The organism is Mycolicibacter minnesotensis, from assembly GCF_010731755.1.
GTDB lineage: Bacteria > Actinomycetota > Actinomycetes > Mycobacteriales > Mycobacteriaceae > Mycobacterium > Mycobacterium minnesotense.
In genome coordinates this window covers 2,797,014-2,815,611 of record NZ_AP022589.1, presented here as the reverse complement: position 1 = coordinate 2,815,611, position 18,598 = coordinate 2,797,014, and the positions used below count along the sequence as shown (strand labels likewise).

Genomic DNA, 18,598 nt, shown 5'->3' with positions numbered 1-18,598 from the left:
ACGTCATGTCGTTCCTGACCACCCACCCCGAGGCGCTTGCCGCGGCAGCCGGTGACCTGCAGACCCTCGACGCGGCATTGAACGCCCAGAACGTCGCGGCGGCCGGCTCGACCACCGCGCTGGCCCCCGCCGCGGCCGATGAGGTGTCGCTGCTGCAAGCCACCCAGTTCTCCGCCTACGGCACGCTGTATCAGCAGATCAGTGCACAAGCAGCGGTGATGCAGGAGATGTTCGTCAACGTCCTGCGCGCCAGCGCCGGCTCCTACGGGGAGACCGAGACCGCCAATTCGGCGGCGGCGACCATGACGTCGGGGATCGGCACCGCCACCGACGTGGCCGGCGTCGGATCGGGGCTCGCCGACCCGACGTACGGGCTGGGCGGGATCCTCAGCAACTCCGCCATTTTGGCCGCCATGAACGGCGCCAACCTCGGCTCGGCAACCTCGGCCTTCACCTCGTTGGGTACCGGCTTCATCACCAACCCCTCCGGTGTCATCCACCACACCGAGGGCGCCAACGTAGGCAACCTGGTCTCCCAGGGCACGCCCGGCGCCGCGGCGGCCACGACTGCGGCGGCCACCGGCCACGCCGCCGAGCCCACCAAGATGTCGACCCCGCCGAACTGGGCCGGCGAAGCCCCAGTCGAAGCCGAGGCACGCCCCCTGGCCGCGGCGGGATCCACCGAGGCCAAGGCGCACGGCGCCACCACGGTGCCCGCCGGCATCCCCGCCGCCGGCTCGTCGGACCGCGGCCCCGGATTCGGGCGACCTCGCTACGGCGAGAAGCCGGTCGTGATGCCGCGCAAGCCGATCGTCTAGCAGCGACCCCGCCAGACACCACCACAGAAAACGGACTTCCACGATGGACTACGCAGCGCTGCCCCCAGAGATCAACTCCGCACGGATGTACTCGGGCGCCGGTGCCACGCCGATGACCGCCGCGGCCACGACATGGAACGCGTTGGGCGCCGAACTGGCCACGACGGCGGCCTCCTACGAATCGGTGATCTCGACACTGATCGGCCAGGAGTGGCGAGGACCGGCCGCGACTGCCATGGCCTCGGCGGCCGCGCCCTACATCGCGTGGCTCAACAGCACGGCCGCAGCCGCCGAGCATGCCGCGGCCCAGGCGTCGGCATCGGCAGCCGCCTACGAGGCGGCATTCGCCATGACCGTGCCCCCCGCGGTGGTGGCCGCCAACCGGGCCGAATTCCAGACCCTGGTCGCCACGAACTTCCTGGGCTTCAACACCGCGGCGATCGCGACCGTCGAGGCCCACTACGCCGAGATGTGGGCCCAGGACGCCCTGGCGATGTACGGCTACGCGGCGGCGTCGTCGATGGCCGGTGCGCTGCAACCGTTGAGTTCACCGGCGCCCAGCACCAACCCGGTCGGAGTCGCCGCTCAGGGAGCCGCGGTCGCCCAGGCCTCGGCCAGCGGCGCGCAGAACGGCCTGTCGGAGCTGGTCTCCGGGATTCCCTCGGCCATGCAGACCCTGGCGTCCCCAGCCCTGGCATCCCCGGCCCAGGGCGGTATCGCCGACTTCTTCTCCAACCTCATCAACTCCACCCAGAACATCGGTATCTGGAACGGAGTGCAGACCTACAGCGCCGCGTTGAGCAACGTCGGCACCTGGCACATGTTCGCCGGTATCGCCAGCGCCATCGCCATCGCACACGGCCCGGCGGCCGAGGCAGCGGAAGTGGCACCGATGCTGGTGGACTCGGCGGAGCCGGCCTCCGCAGTCGCGGGAAGCGCCCCCATGCTGGCGAGCGCCGGAACGGCGGCGCCCGTCGGGGGGCTCTCGGTGCCGTCCAGTTGGCCGGCCGCCGTCCCGAACACGGCCACCTCCATCCCAGACTCCGCCGCCACCCTGGTCAGCCACGGCTGGACCGAGGCCGAGGACAGCGGCACCGTCAACGCCGTCGGCGCCGGGGTGCCCGCTGCGGCGGCCGCCGGCCGCAGCGGCTCGAGTCTGAGCAACCCCCGCTACGGGGTCAAGCCCACGGTGATGGTGCGGCCTGTCGTCGCTGGCTGATCTCGCCGCCAGCCGGAATGATGGTCTGGTGAGTGTCGTGAATCAGCACGGCCGGCGTGGAGAGCTCCGCATCTACCTCGGAGCCTCGCCCGGGGTCGGCAAAACCTATGCCATGCTCAACGAGGCCCACCGCCGCGCCGGCCGCGGCACCGACGTCATCGCCGCCGCCGTCGAAACACACGGCCGCAGCCAGACCGCGGAGCTGCTGGTCGGCATCGAGACCCTCGGCGAGCCCGGCGATGACCTCGATGTCGCCGCCGTGCTGGCCCGCCACCCCGAGGTGGCACTGATCGACGACCTCGCCGCCACCAACCGCCCCGGCAGCCGCAATCCCCAACGCTGGCAGGACATCGAAGAGTTGCTGGCCGCCGGAATCACCGTGATCTCCACCGTCAACGTGCAGCAGCTGGAGAGCCTCAGCGACGTGGTCGCCAAGATCACCGGCACCACCCCGGAGCACACCGTTCCCGACGCGGTGGTACGCCAGGCGACGCAGATCGAACTGATCGATATCGATCCGGAGGCCTTGCGCCGCAGGCTGTCCGACGGCAATGTGTATCCGCCGGAGAAGGTGGATGCGGCGCTGGCCAACTACTTCCGCAGCGAAACACTGACCGCACTGCGGGAATTGGCGCTGCTGTGGCTGGCCGGCCAAGTCGACGCGACGCTGACCCGCTATCGCGCCGACAAAAAGATCACCGGAACCTGGGAGGCCCGCGAACGGATCGTCGCCGCGGTCACCGGTGGCCCGGAATCCGAAGACCTGGTCCGGCGGGCCTCCCGGATCGCCTCCAAAGCCGGCGGCGACCTACTGGTACTGCATGTCCTCAGCGGCGACGGAACCTCCCGGGCGCCGGCCCCTCGCGTGGGCAAGATCCGCCAACTATCGATCAGCCTGGGCGCCTCACTGCACACCGTGATCGGCGACGACGTGCCGACCGCACTGCTGGACTTCGCCCGCGACGTCAACGCCACCCAGCTGGTGATCGGCAGCTCGCGGCGCTCCCGCTGGGCACGCATCCTCGACGAGGGGGTCGGCGCCGCAGTGGTGCAGCAGTCCGGCGACATCGACGTGCACATCGTCACCTACAAAGACGCCAAACCGACCCGCCGTGCCCTGTCGATCTCACCGCGCGAGCGGCGTGCGGTGTCCTGGCTGGCTGCGATCGCCGTGCCCTGCGCCATGTGCGCGATCATGGTGGGCTGGCTGAACCGGTACTTCGATGCCGGCCAGAGCGCACTGTTCTTCGTCGGGGTGCTGGTGGTGGCCCTGCTCGGCGGCATCGCCCCGGCGGTGCTCTCGGCGGTGCTGTCGGGGGTGTTGCTGAACTACTTCGTGCTGGCGCCGCGACGCGACTTCACCATCGCCGAGCACGACATCGCGGTCACCGAGATCGTGCTGCTGCTGGTGGCGGTCGCGGTGGCGGCCCTGGTCGACGGCGCCGCCAAACGAACCCGGGAAGCCGGCCGCGCCTCCCGCGAGGCCGAGTTGATGACCCTGTTCGCCGGATCGGTGCTGCGCGGTGCGGACCTGGACACCCTGCTGGAGCGGGTGCGTGAGACCTACGCCCAACGCGCAGTGAGCCTGGTCCGTGTGCCGCACAGCACCGCGACGCCGCACGTGGTCGCCTCCGTCGGCGAAGGTCCCTGCACCTCGGTAGATCTGGCCGACACCTCGATCGACGTCGGTGACGACGAATTCCGGATGCTGATGGTGGGCCGACAATTGGCCTCCCGCGACCGCCGGGTGCTGTCGGTGGTGGCCCGCCAGGCCGCCGGGCTGGTCCGCCAAGAGGAACTGGCCGCCGAGGCCGACCGGGCCGACGCAGTGATGCGCACCGACGAGCTGCGTCGTTCCCTGCTGTCGGCGGTCAGCCACGACCTGCGGACCCCGCTGGCGGCGGCCAAGGCGGCGGTGTCCAGCCTGCGCGCCGACGACGTCGACTTCTCCCCGGGAGACACCGCCGAACTGCTGGCCACCGTGGAGGAATCGGTCGATCAGCTCACCGGGCTGGTGGGCAACCTGCTGGACTCCTCCCGGCTGGCCGCCGGCGTGGTGCGTCCGGAACTGGCCAAGGTATACCTGGAGGAGGTGGTGCAGCGTGCGTTGATCGGTATCGGCAAGCGCAGCAACACCTTCGGTTGCGGAGGCGTGGACCGGGTGAAGGTCGAAGTCGGTCCGACGGTGGCGCTGGCCGACGCGGGCCTGTTGGAACGGGTCTTGGCCAACGTGATCGACAATGCATTGCGCTACGCCGCCGACAGCGTGGTGCGGGTGACAGCGGGCCGAGTCGGCGAGCGAATATTGATCAACGTCGCCGACGAGGGCCGCGGCCTGCCCCCGGGCGGCGAGGTGCACGTGTTCGACCCTTTCCAGCGCCTCGGCGACCGCGACAACACCAGCGGTGTCGGACTGGGACTTTCAGTGGCACGAGGATTCGCCGAAGCCATGGGTGGATCCATCTCGGCGACGCAGACACCGGGCGGCGGGTTGACCATGGTGGTCGATCTGGCCGCACCGACGGGAGAGAGCTGATGAGCACGCGGGTACTGGTAGTCGACGACGAGCCGCAGATCCTGCGCGCGCTGAAGATCAACCTGTCGGTACGCGGCTATGAGGTGGTCACCGCGTCCACCGGTGCCGGGGCATTGCGCGCCGCGGCCGAACAACGCCCGGACGTGGTGATCCTCGACCTCGGCCTGCCCGACATCTCCGGTATCGAGGTGCTGGCCGGATTACGCGGGTGGCTCACGGCGCCGGTGATCGTGCTGTCCGCGCGCACCGACTCGGCCGACAAGGTGGAGGCCCTCGACGCCGGCGCCGACGACTACGTCACCAAGCCGTTCGGCATGGATGAGTTCCTGGCGCGGCTGCGGGCCGCCGCGCGCCGCAACGCCGCGACCGCCGAGATCGACCAACCCATTGTGGAGACAGCCTCTTTCACCGTCGATCTGGCCGCCAAGAAGGTCACCAAGGGCGGCGGCGAAGTGCATCTGACACCCACCGAATGGGGCATGTTGGAGATGCTGGTGCGCAACCGGGGCAAACTGGTGGGCCGCGACGAGTTGCTCACCCAGGTGTGGGGACCGGCGTATGCCAAGGAGACCCAGTACCTGCGGGTGTATCTGGCCCAGTTGCGGCGCAAGCTCGAGGACGATCCGTCGAACCCCAAACACCTTCTGACCGAAGCCGGAATGGGCTACCGCTTCGAAGTGTGAGCGTTGGGTTGCGGCGCAGCCAGATCCACCACCATGGTGAGTCCGCCACCGGGTGTCTCGCAGGCCCGCAGGGTGCCACCCATCGCCTCGACGAAGCCACGCGCCACCGACAGGCCCAGGCCCATGCCGGTGGTGTTGTCCTGATCGCCGACCCGCTGGAAGGGCTCGAACAGGCGCTCGCCGCCGGGCGGCAGGCCGCGGCCCTGATCGGCGACGTCGATCAGGACCCGGTCGCCGGCCCGGCATGCGCTGACCCGAACCGGGCTGTCGGGCGCATAGCGCAACGCATTGTCCAGCAGGTTAGCCAACACCCGGTCCAACAGTCCGGCATCGGCCAGCACCACCGCGTCGTCCACCTCGACTGTGACCCGGTCGATGCCCGAGCGGCGAAATCCGGTCTCGCCGCGGCCGATGCTGACCAACGCCCGCTCCACCGCCTCTTCCAGGTAGACCCGCCGGAGTTGCGGCTGCACCGCGCCGGCCGCCAGGCGTGACGAATCGAGCAGGTTGCCCACCAGTGCGGTCAACTGATCAACCGACTCCTCGACGGTGGCCAGCAGCTCCGCGGTGTCCTGCGGGGAGAACCCGACATCCTCGGCGCGCAGGCTCGACACCGCGGCCTTGGCGGCCGCCAGCGGGGTCCGCAGATCATGACTGACCGCGGACAACAGCGAGCGGCGCAGTTCGTCGGCGCGCACGACGGCCTCGGCCCGGTTCGCCTCGGCGGCCAGTTCGCCCTGGCGGACCAACCCCGCCGCCTGCTTGGCCACCGCGGACAGCACCCGCCGGTCGCGCCCGGCCAGCTGCCGCCCCGCGACCAGTATCCAGAACTCCTCATCACCGACATCGATGGCGGTATCAGCCGATTCGACGGTCGTGCAGGGGTCGAGGCCGGCCGTGGCGATCACCGTCTGGCCCGTGCCGTCCGGGCGCTCTCGCAGGAAGCTCACCGACCGCAGCGCATAGGTCTCGCGGACCCTCTCCAGCAGTGTCGCCAGGTCGGCTCCCCGCAACACCGACCCGGCGAACAACGCCAGCAACTCGGCTTCCCGCGACGCGCGGCCGGCCTCCCTGGCGCGTTCGGCCGCCCGATCCACCAGCACCGCGACCGCCACCGCGACCAACAACAGCACGACCTCGGTGACCGCCGAATCGGTTTCGGCGATGGTGAAACTGTGCCGGGGCGGAATCAGAAAATAGTTCAGCAGCACACCGGATATCACCGCCGACACGATTGCGGGCGCCACCCCGCCCAGCAGTGCGACCACCAGCACGCTGACGAAGAACAGCGCGCTCTCACCGCCGATGCGCAGATAGGGATCCAGCCACAGCGCCGTGATGGAACAGACCGCCGACGGCACCAGTAGCGCCGCCAGCCAGGGCAGCACTCGGCGATTCCGCGCCGAGAGCGGTGTCGCCCGAAAACCCTGACGGGACTCTTCGTGCGTCACGATGTGCACGTCGATCGTGCCCGACAGCCGCACCACCCTGGCTCCGATGCCCTCGTCGATCAGTCGCGCCCAGCGCGATCGCCGCGACGTACCGATCACCAGCTGAGTGGCGTTGACCTCCCGGGCGAAATCCAGCAGCGCCGACGGAACGTCGTCGCCGACGACGACGTGCAGTGAACCGCCGAGGCTGTTGGCCAGCTCGCGGATCTTTCCGATCCGCGCGGTGGGCAGCTGCGCCAGGCCGTCGCCGCGCAGCACGTGCAACGTCAGCAGCTCGGCGCTGGCCTTCGACGCGATCCGTGAGGCACGCCGGACCAGGGTCTCCGATTCGGGTCCGCCCGTGACGGCCACCACCACCCGCTCGCGGGCCTCCCAGGTGGCAGTGATCTTCTTGTCCGCCCGGTATTTGACCAGTGCGGCGTCCACCTGGTCGGCCACCCACAAAAGCGCCAATTCCCGCAGCGCGGTGAGATTCCCACTGCGGAAATAGTTGGACAGGGCGGCGTCGACCTTGTCGGGTGCGTAGACGTTGCCGTGCGCCAACCGACGCCGAAGCGCCTCGGGATCGACGTCGACAAGTTCGATCTGTGATGCCTGCCGGACGAACGAATCCGGCACCGTCTCCTGCTGTTCGACACCGGTGATCTGCGCGACGACGTCATTGAGGCTGTCCAGGTGCTGCACGTTGAGCGTGGAGATCACCGTGATACCGGCCGCCAGCAGCTGGTCGACATCCTGCCACCGCTTGGGGTTCGCGCTGCCCGGAGTGTTGGTGTGGGCCAGTTCGTCGACCAGCACCACCTGGGGCCGCCGGGCCAGCACGGCGGCAACGTCGAGTTCGGGAAAGCTCTTGCCGCGATAGTCGATCCAGCGCGGCGGAATGATCTCGATGCCCGCAAGCAGTTCCGCCGTCTTCTTCCGGCCGTGCGTCTCAACCACTGCCGCCACCACGTCGGTGCCCCGCTCCATGCGGCGGTGGGCCTCGCCGAGCATGGCGTAGGTCTTGCCCACGCCCGGCGCCGCACCCAGATAGATGCGCAGTTCTCCACGTCGGCTCGGCGAGTCACCGGAGTTCACCGAAAGATCATCCCTCGGTGCAGCACCCGGCAACAGGGTGTCTGTGGTCCAGTTCCAGGTTGACCGCGACGACGTTGACCCGGGGCTCACCGAGGAACCCGAGCAGGCGACCGCTCTGGTGAGCCCGGATCACCGCACGGACCTGCTCGGCACTGACTCCGCGGGCTCGGGCAATCCGATCGACCTGCAAATCGGCATAGGCCGGCGAGATATCGGGGTCCAGTCCACTGCCGCCGGCGGTCACCGCGTCGGCCGGAACCCGCGGGTGCGCTGCGGCGCTCCCCCGGATCGGCACGATCTGACCGGCCGCGTAGGTCTCGCCGGGCCGGGCGCACTCCACCCGCACCCCGCGGTAGCTGGTGATAAACGTTGCGCCGCCGGAGCCACACGGTTCGTTGACGCTGACTACACGAACCGGATGGGCGATGGTGCCGCTGCCGTCTCGACCGCCGTAGACGGCCAACACCGCGCCCCGGCCACCGGTGGTGCAGAACGGCCGGGCGCCCGACCCGGGTTCCAGCCCCTCCGCCAGGGCCACCGCCACGCTGCGGGTGCAGATCTGGGTGAGCAGGCTCGGCGCGGTGGGTTGATCCACGATGTTCTCCGGCCCCAGATTGCTTGCCCCACTGGCCAAGGCGTCATAGCCGAGGCCGGCTGCCGAGGGCCTGCTCTGCAGATACTGCGGCAGCGGCAGGCCGGAGGTGTCGGTGAACGCCTGCCCGATCAGGGTGCTGCCGACCGGCCGACCCGCGGCGTCGGTGACCAGCGAGCCCTCCGCGCGACCGTGCAGTCCCGGAAGCTGCGCCACCAGCCAGATCACCAGGGGATAGCCGATCCCGAGGACGGCAGTCAAGACCAGCAGCGCACGCAGCGCGGCCCAGTAGCGGCGGATCACACCCGAGACGCGCATGTCATCGGATCCCGGGCAGCAGTTGGACCAGCAGGTCGATCAGTTTGATTCCGACGAAGGGGGCCACGATCCCGCCCAGACCGTAGACCGCGAGGTTGCGGCTCAGCAGCGTGGCCGCGTCGCCGGGCACATAACGAACCCCGCGCAGCGCCAACGGAATCAGCGCGGCGATCACCAGGGCATTGAAGACCACCGCCGACAGGATCGCCGATTGCGGGCTGTGCAACCGCATCACGTTGAGCAACCCCAGTCCGGGGAAGATCGCGACGAACAGCGCGGGGATGATCGCGAAGTACTTGGCGACGTCGTTGGCGATCGAGAAGGTGGTCAGCGCGCCCCGGGTGATCAACAGCTGCTTACCGATCTCCACGATCTCGATGAGCTTGGTGGGGTCCGAGTCCAGGTCCACCATGTTGCCCGCCTCTTTGGCGGCGCTGGTGCCGGTGTTCATCGCCACCCCGACGTCGGCCTGCGCCAGCGCCGGGGCGTCGTTGGTGCCGTCGCCCGTCATCGCGACCAGCCGGCCACCCTCCTGCTCCCGTTTGATCAGCATCAGTTTGTCTTCGGGAGTGGCTTCGGCGAGGAAGTCGTCGACTCCGGCCTCCTCGGCGATGGCCTTGGCCGTCAACGGGTTGTCTCCGGTGATCATCACGGTCCGAATCCCCATCCGGCGCATCGCGTCGAACCGGTCGCGCATGCCCTGCTTGACCACGTCCCGCAGGTGGATGACACCGAGCACCACGGCAGATCCGCCCACCAGCACCTCGCCGACCACCAGCGGGGTGCCGCCGGCGGCGCTGATGCCGTCGACGATCTGGCCGAGCTCGGCGGGGATCTCACCGCCGTGGCCACGCACCCATTCGCTGACGGAACTGGCAGCGCCCTTGCGTAATTGGCGTCCGCCGATGTCGACCCCGGACATCCGCGTCACCGCGGTGAACGGGACCCAGGTCGCCGCCGTCAGCTCGCCCGGCGTCCGGGTGCGCAGTCCGTAGGCCTCCTTGGCGTAGACCACGATCGAACGGCCCTCGGGGGTCTCATCGGCGAGGCTGGACAGTTGGGCGGCGTCGGCCAGCTCGGCCTCGGTGACCCCGGTGAGCGGGTGGAACTCCGAGGCCTGCCGGTTGCCCAAGGTGATGGTGCCGGTCTTGTCCAACAGCAGGGTGTTGACATCGCCGGCGGCCTCGACCGCCCGGCCGGACATGGCCAGCACGTTGCGCTGCACCAGCCGGTCCATTCCGGCGATCCCGATGGCAGACAGCAGCGCCCCGATGGTGGTGGGGATCAGGCAGACCAGCAGTGCCACCAAGACGATTCCCGTGACTCCGTCGGCATCGAGCCCCGCCGTGTCCGAGACACCCGGATTGGTGGACATGGAATAGATCGCCAAGGGCTGCAGGGTGGCCACGGCGATCACGAAGATGATGCTCAGTGCGGCCAGCAGGATGTTGAGGGCGATCTCGTTCGGGGTCTTCTGACGATTGGCCCCTTCGACCAGGGCGATCATCCGATCGACAAAGCTCTGACCGGGTTGCTGGGTGATCTGGACGACGATCCGGTCCGACAACACCAGGGTTCCGCCGGTGACCGCCGAGCGGTCACCGCCGGATTCGCGGATCACCGGGGCTGACTCGCCGGTGATCGCCGACTCGTCCACCGAGGCGATGCCTTCCACCACATCGCCGTCGCCCGGGATGATCTGGCCGGCCTCGACCACGACCACGTCGCCACGTTGCAACAGCGGCGCCGGGACCGCCTCTTCGACTCCCGGCGCATCGGGTGTCCAGCCCTGTAGTCGGCGTGCGACCGTGTCGGACTTGGACTTTCGCAGTGCATCGGCCTGCGCCTTTCCGCGTCCCTCGGCGACCGCCTCGGCGAGGTTGGCCAGGATCACGGTCAGCCACAACCAGCACACGGTCAGCCAGCCGAACCAGGTCGGCCGGCCAAGCGCCAGCACCGTCGACCATGCGGCGCCGATCTCGACGATCAGCATCACCGGGTTGTGCCACAGGGTGCGGGGATCGAGCTTGCGCAACGCCGCCGGTACGGATCTGCGCAGCAGGGCGCCGTCGAGCAGCCCGCCCGTCACCGGAGCTTTCCGCGCCGGGGCGATAACAGTGGTCGACTCCATGTCAGTGAAGCCCTTCTGCCAGTGGCGCCAGTGCCAGCGAAGGAAGGAAGGTCAGGGCGACCAGGATGACCGTCACGCCGACCACCAAACCGACGAACTGGGGTTTGTGGGTGGGCAGCGTGCCGAGCGATTCCGGCGCACTGCCTTGAGCCGCCAGCGCGCCAGCGAGCGCAAGAACCAGAATGATCGGCACGAATCTGCCGATGAGCATGGCGATTCCGAGCGCGGTCTCAAACCACGTCCCGTCTGCAGCCAAACCGGCGAACGCCGAGCCGTTGTTGTTCGCCGCGGAGGTGAAGGCATACAGCACCTCGGAGAGGCCGTGCGGCCCGGAGTTGGTCATCGCCGAGCGAGGGCCCGGTAAGGCGACCGAGACCGCCGTTCCGCACAGCACGACAACCGGCATAACCAGGAAATAGCTTGCCGCCAGCTTGATCTCGCGTGCGCCGATCTTCTTGCCCAGATACTCCGGGGTGCGCCCGACCATCAGGCCGGCGACGAACACCGTGATCACCGCCAGGATCAAGATGCCGTAGAGGCCCGAACCGACACCGCCGGGGGCCACCTCCCCCAGCTGCATATCGACCATCGCCATCAAGCCGCCCAGGCTGGTGTAGGAGTCGTGCGCGGAGTCCACGGCGCCGGTGGAGGTCAGCGTGGTGGCCGCCGCGAAGACCGCCGAGTCGGCCACGCCGAGCCGCTGCTCGATCCCCTCGGTCGCGGCCCCGACAGCGGTGGGGACGGTGCCGTGATGAGCCAGCTGGGCCCAGCTGAGCAGGCCCACGCCGATGCAGGCGAGTACCGCCATGACCGCGGCGATGGCGTGGCCCTGTTTGGTGGCCCCAACCATGCGACCGAACGTGCGGGGCAGGGAGAACGCGATCACCAGAAGCAGGAATATCTCCACCCAGTTGGTCCATGAGGTGGGGTTCTCAAACGGGTGTGCGGAGTTGGCGTTGTAGAAACCACCGCCGTTGGTGCCCAGCAGTTTGATCGCCTCCTGGCTGGCCACCGGACCGCCGGGAAGGGTCTGGGACATGCCGGCAACCGTGGACACCGTCTGGTCATTGAGATGGAAATTCTCGACGACCCCGCCGGCGATCAAGACCACGGCGCCGACCACCGCGATAGGAGCCAGGATGCGCAGGGTGCCGCGAACGAGATCGACCCAGAAGGAGCCCAGGACCGCGGTGCGCCGGCCGACGAAACCCCGGACAAAAGCGACGGCGACGGCCATACCGACTGCGGCAGAGACGAAGTTCTGCACCCCCAGCCCGGCCATCTGCACCAGGTGCCCCTGGGTGGATTCACCGGCGTAGGCCTGCCAGTTGGTGTTGGTGACAAAGCTGACCGCGGTGTTCCACGCCAGGCCGGGTGTCATCGGAGTCGACGGGTGGTGCAGGTGCAGTGGAAGTCCGCCCTGTACCAGTTGCAGCCCGAACAGAAAGACCACGCAGACCGCGGAGAACGCCAGGACGCTGCGCGCGTAGGCGGCCCAGGTCTGCTCGGAATCTGGGTCGACGCCGATCGCCGAATAGATCAATCTCTCACTGCGGGAGTGCTTTTCGCGAGAGTAGACCCGATACATGTAGTCGCCCAGCGGGATGTGGGCCGCCGCCAGGGCCAGGACCAGTGACGTCAGGAACAGGACACCCGCGGCTGCGGCGCTCAATCAGAACCCTTCCGGAAACAACAGTGCCGCGACCAGGAGCGCGAGCACCAGCACGGTCAGCGCCAGGCCGACCACATTGGCGATGCTCATAGCCGCTCGGCCAGCTTCAGGGCTGCGCCGAGGACGACGAAGATCAGCACCGTCAGCGCCAGATAGGCCAGGACAGCCACGCGTTCTCCTTCTCGCCGAACCCGACCGGGTCTGCCACGAAGCTAGACCCGGTGCGCAGCCAGGGCAGCGACCGTTGACGGTTTCTTTACGCTCGACGCGGCGACCTTTACGGACCGGTAACGCACCCCGACAGACCGTCAGGCGATGGAGAGAACGATGCCGTCCAGAATGTCGTGTTCGCTGACCACGAGCTCCGCGATTCCGGCGCGCTCAGCCAGGACGCGGGCCAGCTCCTGCACCACGATGGCTCCACCGCCGATCACGTCGACTCGGCCGGGATGCATCGGACCCAGCGCAGCCCGCTGCACACGGCTCATCCCGATCAGCTGATCGCAGCCCGCCACCAGGTCCTCGAAGCCGATCCGGGACAGATGAATTGCGGCCGAGTCGTATTCGGGCAGGCGCAGCGCCAGCGCTGCCAGTGTCGTCATGGTGCCGGCCACGCCCACCCAGGTGCGGGCCTGCTGCACCGGAACCACCTTCAAGGCCTCACCGAGCAACTCCCGGGCCACCTCACGGGCGGCGGCCACCTCGGCGTCCGTCGGCGGATCCGAGTGCAGGCATCGTTCGGTCAGCCGAACGCAGCCGACGTTGGCGGAATAGCTGGCCGAGACCCCGGCGTCCGGATCACCCAACACCACCTCGGTGGATCCACCCCCGAGGTCGACAACCACGAACGGGCCATCGGCACTGTCCAATTCGCCCACCGCACCGTCAAAGGACAGCTGCGCCTCCTGCTGCCCGGTGATCACCTCGGCGACCGCCCCCGCGACGGCCCTGCCCAGCACCTGCGCTGTCATGGCAAAGAACACGTCACGGTTGGCCGCGTCGCGGGTTGCCGACGTCGCCACCATCCGCACCCGGGAAACACCATGGGCCACAAGAAGATCGGCATAGTCGGTCAACGCGGCGCGGGTGCGCATCAGCGCCTCGGGGGCGAACTGACCGGTGGCGTCGACCCCCTCACCCAGCCGGACGATGCGCATCTCGCGGTGCACATCGCGCAACCGGCCGCCTGCCGGCTCCGCGATCAACAGGCGGATCGAGTTGGTTCCGCAGTCGATTCCCGCAATGCGCATCGGCCCGCTCACAGCCAGTCCTGCGGCACCAGAATCCCGGCCATCGCGGGCTCGGCAGCCAGAATGGCCAGCGCCTCGTCACCGAACGGGTTGACGCCGCGCCCCTTGGCCAGGGCGTGCGCCATCAGCACGTGCAGGCACTTGACCCGGTCGGGCATGCCGCCACCGGTGAACGTGGTGCCCAGCGGCTCGATCGCATCTCGTTCGGCCAGGTAGGACTCGTGGGCAGCCCGGTAGGCGGTGGCCACGTCGGGATCGTGCTGCAACCGTTCGGTCATCAGGGCCATCAGACCCGCGGACTCCAGCCGACTGGCCGCGGCCGTCAGCGCAGGCAGGGTCAGGTAGTACAGCGTGGGAAACGGCGTTCCGTCAGGCAATTTCGGTGCCGTCTTCACCACCGCCGGCTCCCCATTGGGGCAGCGATAGGCGATCTCCAGGACGCCTCGGGGTTCGCGGCCCAACTGCCGGCCCACCGCTTCCAGGTCCGCGGGATCAACCACCGGGCACCGCCGGCACGGGCAGGGCGGGGAGCTCGGGTGGGCCTGGCGCTACCGGCACAGGGTGCGGCGCGTCGGCGATGGTGTGCCACAGCGCCGTGTACCAGGGGTCATCGCTGGGGGCCGGCGCGGCCTCGGCGCCCGGTTCTCCCGGAATCTGCGCGGCCCCGGGCAGCTGGACCTGGTAGGGAATCTCGCCGGGCATGACGAAGCCGAGCCGCTGGCGGGCCTGCGCGCGGATGTGCGCGGGGTCCTCCAAGGCGGCCTTCTGTTGCTGCAGGTCGGTGATCTGGTCGTGCAGGGTGTTCTCCAATTGGGACTGCTGTTTCATCTCCGCGTGCTGGGCGAAGAACGTGCGGACCGGCCCGGCCACGGTCAGGGTGAGCACACACATGACCGCCGCCAGGATGACCGCACGCCGGGCGGTGAAGCCCACCCGAAGCTCCGAGCTCTGCTCGGCCGCCGCCGCAAAGGCCCTCTTGACCGCTCCTGCCGGTGACGGCGGTGGGGTACGCGAGGCGCTCGCCCCACGCCGCACCGCCGGCCCGGGGCGCGGGCGCGCACGTTCGGTCTCGCCGCCCCGTCCCGGCCGCGACGGCGCGGCACGCCGCTTGGCGTCAGGCCGTTTCGGATCGGACATGGCAGCGGCCCCTGGCTGCTACTTACTCTCCGGCGCGTAGCGAGGGAAGGCCAGCTCGCCGGCGTAGCGGGCGGCGTCGCCGAGTTCCTCCTCGATGCGCAGCAGCTGGTTGTACTTGGCCACCCGCTCGCTGCGGGCCGGGGCGCCGGTCTTGATCTGCCCGCTGCTGACCGCCACCGCCAGGTCGGCGATGGTGGTGTCTTCGGTCTCGCCGCTGCGGTGGCTCATCATGGTGCGGTAACCGCTGTGGTGGGCCAGGGTGACCGCATCCAGCGTCTCGGTCAGAGTGCCGATCTGGTTGACCTTGACCAGCAGCGCATTTGCCGCACCCCGCTCGATGCCCTCCTCGAGCCGCTCGGGGTTGGTGACGAACAGGTCGTCACCGACGAGCTGCACCCGGTCCCCGATCGCCGAGGTCAGCGACACCCAGCCATCCCAGTCGTCCTCGGACAGCGGGTCTTCGATGGACACCAGCGGGTAGCTGTCGAGCAGCGTGGCGTAGAACTCGGCCAGCTGGGCCGCGGTGCGGTTCTGCTTCTCGAACGCGTAGCCGGTGCCCTCGGTGTAGAACTCGGTGGCCGCCACGTCGAGGGCCAGCGCGACATCGGTGCCCAGCTTGAGCCCGGTCGCCTCGATCGCGGTGCTGATCAGGTCGAGCGCGGCGGTGGTGCCGGCGACGTCGGGGGCGAAACCGCCCTCATCCCCCAGCCCGGTGGACAGTCCCTGCTTCTTCAGGACCGCCTTCAGCGAGTGGTAGACCTCGGTGCCCCAGCGCAGCGCCTCGGCGAAGTTCGGGGCGCCGATCGGGGCGACCATGAACTCCTGGACGTCGACGCCGGTGTCGGCGTGCGCGCCGCCGTTGAGGATGTTCATCATCGGCACCGGCAGGATGTGGGCATTGGGGCCGCCCAGGTAGCGGTAGAGCGGCAGCGCCGCGGAGTCGGCGGCGGCCTTGGCCACCGCCAGCGACACACCGAGCATGGCGTTGGCGCCCAGCCGGGACTTGTCCGGCGTGCCGTCGAGGTCCACCAGGGCCTGGTCCACCAGGCGCTGATCGTCGGCGCTGATCCCGATGACCGCCGGCGCGATCTGGTCCAGGACCGCGTTGACCGCCTTCTGCACACCCTTGCCGCCGTAGCGGGTGCCACCGTCGCGCAGTTCGACGGCCTCGTGCTCACCGGTGGAGGCACCGGAGGGCACCGCGGCCCGGGCGAAGGTGCCGTCCTCCAGCGCAACCTCGACCTCGACCGTGGGGTTGCCGCGGGAATCGAGGATCTCGCGGGCGCCGACCTGCTGGATGATGGGCACTGACTTCTCCTTGAGCTGGGTGGGGCTGGCCTTCGTTAGCCTATGGGGCCTCTTGGGAGCCTAACGGTGGGACCTACCACCTATGTCACAACGGGCGGCCGGCCGCGTACGCGGCGGCCCAATCCCGCACCGCGCGGGCATAGACCTCCGACTCGTTGTAGGCCATCAACGCCGTCATCCAGCCCTTGGGTGTGGCCAGGTCCTTGCCGCGCCAACACAGATAACCGGCCGCGGACAGCGCGGCGTCGTCGATGTTGTCCGGGCTCACAATCCCGTCGTTGTTGGCATCGACGCCGTAGAGGCGCCAGGTCTCGGGAATGAACTGCATGGGGCCCATCGCCCGGACCACACCGTCGTCGTCGGCCAGATCCGGATCGACCTCCTCCACGATGTGCAGGTTGCCCCCGGAGCCGTCGAGCCGCACACCCCGGATCTTGGGCCGCACGTCGCCGTTGCGATCCACGGTGGCGTTGTTGTACTGGCCGTGATGACTCTCGATCTGACCGATCCCCGCCAGGGTGGTCCAGCCCAGGTGGCAGTTCGGGTTCTCCACCTCTGCGACCCGCGCGGCATAGGCGTAGGCCTCCAGCGCGGTGATCGGAATTCCCAGCAGCGGCGCCCGCTCCGCGGCCCAGTGATAGAGCTGGTCTGCGGGCCGGCCCTTGGCCACGTTGGTGCTCACCGGCGGCACGGGGTCCCCGGGCGGCGGCGGCACGCCCTGCGGGATCGGATTACCGAGCTGCCAGCTGCAGCTGGATGCAAGGAGCACCGCCGTCGCGCCCACGACAGCGGCAGTGCGCAGCCAACGTAGCGCCGACACCGATCTCCCCAGCCTCGAATCTATGGTTTTGCGTCCATCGTTCCATGACTGATCCACGATCGAGGCCCCACCAACTACGCGGACGGCTCCACGGGCCTGCAATATGCGGTTCCACCTGCATGGATCCGGTCGGGCTAACCGGTCAGCTCACCGCGCTCCGGATCGGCGAGCAGCGCGTCACGCGCACGTGCCACCCGGGACCTGATGGTGCCCACCGGGCAACCGCAGACCGCGGCGGCGTCGTTGTAGGACAGGCCGAACAGCTGGGTCAGCAGCAACGCCTCACGCTGGTCGGTCGACAGGCCGGCGATGAGCGCGGTCACCTCGACGACGTCCTCGAACCCGCGCGAGGGCCGGTCGCGGTCGAGCAGCAGCTCGGGGTCGGCGCCCGGGGCGGTACGCGGGCGTGACTTGAGGTAACGGATGTGGTCGGCGACCACCCGGCGGGCGATGGCCAGCAGCCAGGTCCGGGCACTGGAACGGCCGGCGAATCGCGGGATGGCGCTGATCGCCCGCAGGAAGGTCTCCTGGGTCAGGTCGTCGGCGCTGACACCGTCGAACAGGTAGGCCACGAATCGCCAGACGTCGTGCTGGGTCGCCTTGATGAAGGCCTCCAGCGCGCGGGGATCCCCGGCGGCGGCGGCCACGGCGAGGGCGGTGACAACGTCGTCGTCGACCCGATCTGCACCCGCCATGAACACACACCCTAGCGGGTCCACAGCACCATTACGACGCATGGTCGTAGGGCCGTCGACGCCATTGACCGACCGCAGATGGCGGCGCCGGCCGCGCCCGGCGGCCACTGCCGGAGACACCCCGACGTGTGCGATGGCCGCGTCGTCCCGGGCGGCGGACGAGCCCGCACCACCCTGGCGTTGACGCGCCACCAGCAAAGCGAATACCAGACCCACCAGCACCGGTAGGTGGCTGGCGACCCGTGCCGCCGTCACCTGACCGTGGTAGGCGTCGATGGCCACGTAGCCACCCAGAGCCAGGGCGTAGACCCCGGCGATCGCAGCGACGCCGGCGGCCACCGCGGGCCAGATGCCTGCCGCGATCATCGCCCCGCCCAGGGCCAACAACCATGCGGTGGACTCGTGCAGCAAATGCGCTCCGGTGGCGGCACCGTGCCCATGCCCGTGCGCCGACACCATGCCGAAATCCACCCCGGCGATCTGGATGGCCGCCATGGCCACCTGGAACACCCCAACGCCGATCAACGCCACCCGCCGGAAGCTCCACTTCATCGGGCGAGGGGTGGTGATCCGGGCGGTGACTGACGTCACCCCGGCGGCAGCCAGAATCTCCGCGGCCAGGTCTGGGCCGGACCGCACGTCGGTCCCACTGTCGATCTCGGTGAGGCGGCGGGCTTGGGCCGCCGCGCCCACCAGCCACCGCCGGCAGCCGCGGCACGACGCGAGGTGCGCGTCCACCTGCTGGGCAGGCAACTCCTGCTGCTCACCGTCGAGCAGCGACGACAGTGTCTCGCGCACCACCTCGCACCGCATGCCGACATCGTCGCTCATTCCGCGCCCCGGCACAAAGATTCTCCGGGATGGAACCAACCCGGATCGGGACGCGACTAC

General features: G+C 69.2%; 15 protein-coding genes and 1 pseudogene. 4 read left to right on the top strand and 12 right to left on the bottom strand.

Features of this window, described 5'->3' with window-relative positions; genetic code table 11:
* Positions 1 to 5: 5 nt before the first annotated feature.
* Genes G6N09_RS20330 through G6N09_RS13075 form a run of 4 tightly spaced genes read left to right on the top strand, consistent with a single transcriptional unit; the run spans position 6 to position 5,256 of the window.
* Positions 6 to 818 carry a PPE family protein, SVP subgroup gene (locus tag G6N09_RS20330; protein WP_083025671.1) on the top strand — a complete coding sequence of 271 codons (813 nt, stop codon included), beginning with the start codon at positions 6 to 8 and terminating at the stop codon, positions 816 to 818.
* A gap of 43 nt (positions 819 to 861) precedes the next feature.
* Positions 862 to 2,037, top strand: coding sequence for a PPE family protein (locus tag G6N09_RS13085; protein WP_083025673.1), 1,176 nt, complete (start codon positions 862 to 864; stop codon positions 2,035 to 2,037).
* A 25-nt stretch (positions 2,038 to 2,062) separates the two neighbouring features.
* Positions 2,063 to 4,573: an ATP-binding protein gene (locus tag G6N09_RS13080; protein ID WP_275985332.1), complete on the top strand. Its 2,511-nt coding sequence runs from the start codon at positions 2,063 to 2,065 to the stop codon at positions 4,571 to 4,573.
* A complete protein-coding gene (locus tag G6N09_RS13075) occupies positions 4,573 to 5,256 on the top strand; it encodes a response regulator (RefSeq protein WP_083025677.1) in 684 nt (227 codons plus the stop codon). Before G6N09_RS13080 ends, G6N09_RS13075 begins: the two co-directional genes overlap by 1 nt.
* Here G6N09_RS13075 and G6N09_RS13070 read toward each other — a convergent pair.
* The 12 genes and pseudogenes from G6N09_RS13070 to G6N09_RS20075 all read right to left on the bottom strand — a co-directional run.
* Positions 5,238 to 7,784: a DUF4118 domain-containing protein gene (locus G6N09_RS13070; protein WP_407662611.1), complete on the bottom strand. Its 2,547-nt coding sequence runs from the start codon at positions 7,782 to 7,784 to the stop codon at positions 5,238 to 5,240. The genes G6N09_RS13075 and G6N09_RS13070 overlap by 19 nt on opposite strands.
* Before the next feature lie 7 nt (positions 7,785 to 7,791).
* Positions 7,792 to 8,694 (bottom strand): potassium-transporting ATPase subunit C, encoded by a 903-nt coding sequence (locus tag G6N09_RS13065; RefSeq protein ID WP_083025682.1) that lies wholly within the window; start codon positions 8,692 to 8,694, stop codon positions 7,792 to 7,794.
* A gap of 1 nt (position 8,695) precedes the next feature.
* Positions 8,696 to 10,825: a potassium-transporting ATPase subunit KdpB gene (gene kdpB / locus G6N09_RS13060; protein WP_083025685.1), complete on the bottom strand. Its 2,130-nt coding sequence runs from the start codon at positions 10,823 to 10,825 to the stop codon at positions 8,696 to 8,698.
* 1 nt (position 10,826) lies between these two features.
* The gene (gene kdpA, locus G6N09_RS13055; RefSeq protein ID WP_083025687.1) at positions 10,827 to 12,497 is read right to left on the bottom strand and encodes a potassium-transporting ATPase subunit KdpA; all 1,671 of its coding nucleotides are present in this window, start codon (positions 12,495 to 12,497) and stop codon (positions 10,827 to 10,829) included.
* Positions 12,498 to 12,587: a potassium-transporting ATPase subunit F gene (locus tag G6N09_RS19605; protein ID WP_179959832.1), complete on the bottom strand. Its 90-nt coding sequence runs from the start codon at positions 12,585 to 12,587 to the stop codon at positions 12,498 to 12,500.
* A 218-nt stretch (positions 12,588 to 12,805) separates the two neighbouring features.
* Entirely contained in the window at positions 12,806 to 13,747 is a 942-nt protein-coding gene (locus G6N09_RS13045) for a Ppx/GppA phosphatase family protein (RefSeq protein WP_083025689.1), read from the bottom strand.
* An 8-nt stretch (positions 13,748 to 13,755) separates the two neighbouring features.
* A complete protein-coding gene (locus G6N09_RS13040) occupies positions 13,756 to 14,247 on the bottom strand; it encodes a DUF501 domain-containing protein (protein WP_083025691.1) in 492 nt (163 codons plus the stop codon).
* On the bottom strand, positions 14,240 to 14,884 hold the full coding sequence (locus G6N09_RS13035) for an FtsB family cell division protein (RefSeq protein ID WP_083025694.1): 645 nt from the start codon (positions 14,882 to 14,884) through the stop codon (positions 14,240 to 14,242). The genes G6N09_RS13040 and G6N09_RS13035 overlap by 8 nt, the downstream gene beginning before the upstream one ends.
* Positions 14,885 to 14,902: 18 nt before the next feature.
* Positions 14,903 to 16,192, bottom strand: coding sequence for a phosphopyruvate hydratase (gene eno, locus G6N09_RS13030; protein WP_083025696.1), 1,290 nt, complete (start codon positions 16,190 to 16,192; stop codon positions 14,903 to 14,905).
* Positions 16,193 to 16,277: 85 nt separating this feature from the next.
* Positions 16,278 to 17,012, bottom strand: coding sequence for a lytic transglycosylase domain-containing protein (locus G6N09_RS13025; protein ID WP_083025699.1), 735 nt, complete (start codon positions 17,010 to 17,012; stop codon positions 16,278 to 16,280).
* Positions 17,013 to 17,146: 134 nt separating this feature from the next.
* A complete protein-coding gene (gene sigC, locus G6N09_RS20080; RefSeq protein WP_234807009.1) occupies positions 17,147 to 17,707 on the bottom strand; it encodes an RNA polymerase sigma factor SigC in 561 nt (186 codons plus the stop codon).
* Positions 17,708 to 17,935: 228 nt separating this feature from the next.
* A pseudogene (locus tag G6N09_RS20075) lies at positions 17,936 to 18,520 on the bottom strand (DUF2275 domain-containing protein); the annotation flags it as partial.
* Positions 18,521 to 18,598 lie beyond the last annotated feature (78 nt).

Bases quoted from the DNA above. Each gene is read 5' to 3' on its own strand.
- G6N09_RS20330 (WP_083025671.1), top strand. From the start codon at position 6: ATGTCGTTCCTGACCACCCACCCCGAGGCGCTTGCCGCGGCAGCCGGT.
- G6N09_RS13085 (WP_083025673.1), top strand. From the start codon at position 862: ATGGACTACGCAGCGCTGCCCCCAGAGATCAACTCCGCACGGATGTAC.
- G6N09_RS13075 (WP_083025677.1), top strand. From the start codon at position 4,573: ATGAGCACGCGGGTACTGGTAGTCGACGACGAGCCGCAGATCCTGCGC.
- G6N09_RS13065 (WP_083025682.1), bottom strand. From the start codon at position 8,694: ATGCGCGTCTCGGGTGTGATCCGCCGCTACTGGGCCGCGCTGCGTGCG.
- kdpB (WP_083025685.1), bottom strand. From the start codon at position 10,825: ATGGAGTCGACCACTGTTATCGCCCCGGCGCGGAAAGCTCCGGTGACG.
- G6N09_RS19605 (WP_179959832.1), bottom strand. From the start codon at position 12,587: ATGAGCATCGCCAATGTGGTCGGCCTGGCGCTGACCGTGCTGGTGCTC.
- G6N09_RS13045 (WP_083025689.1), bottom strand. From the start codon at position 13,747: ATGCGCATTGCGGGAATCGACTGCGGAACCAACTCGATCCGCCTGTTG.
- G6N09_RS13035 (WP_083025694.1), bottom strand. From the start codon at position 14,884: ATGTCCGATCCGAAACGGCCTGACGCCAAGCGGCGTGCCGCGCCGTCG.
- sigC (WP_234807009.1), bottom strand. From the start codon at position 17,707: ATGGCGGGTGCAGATCGGGTCGACGACGACGTTGTCACCGCCCTCGCC.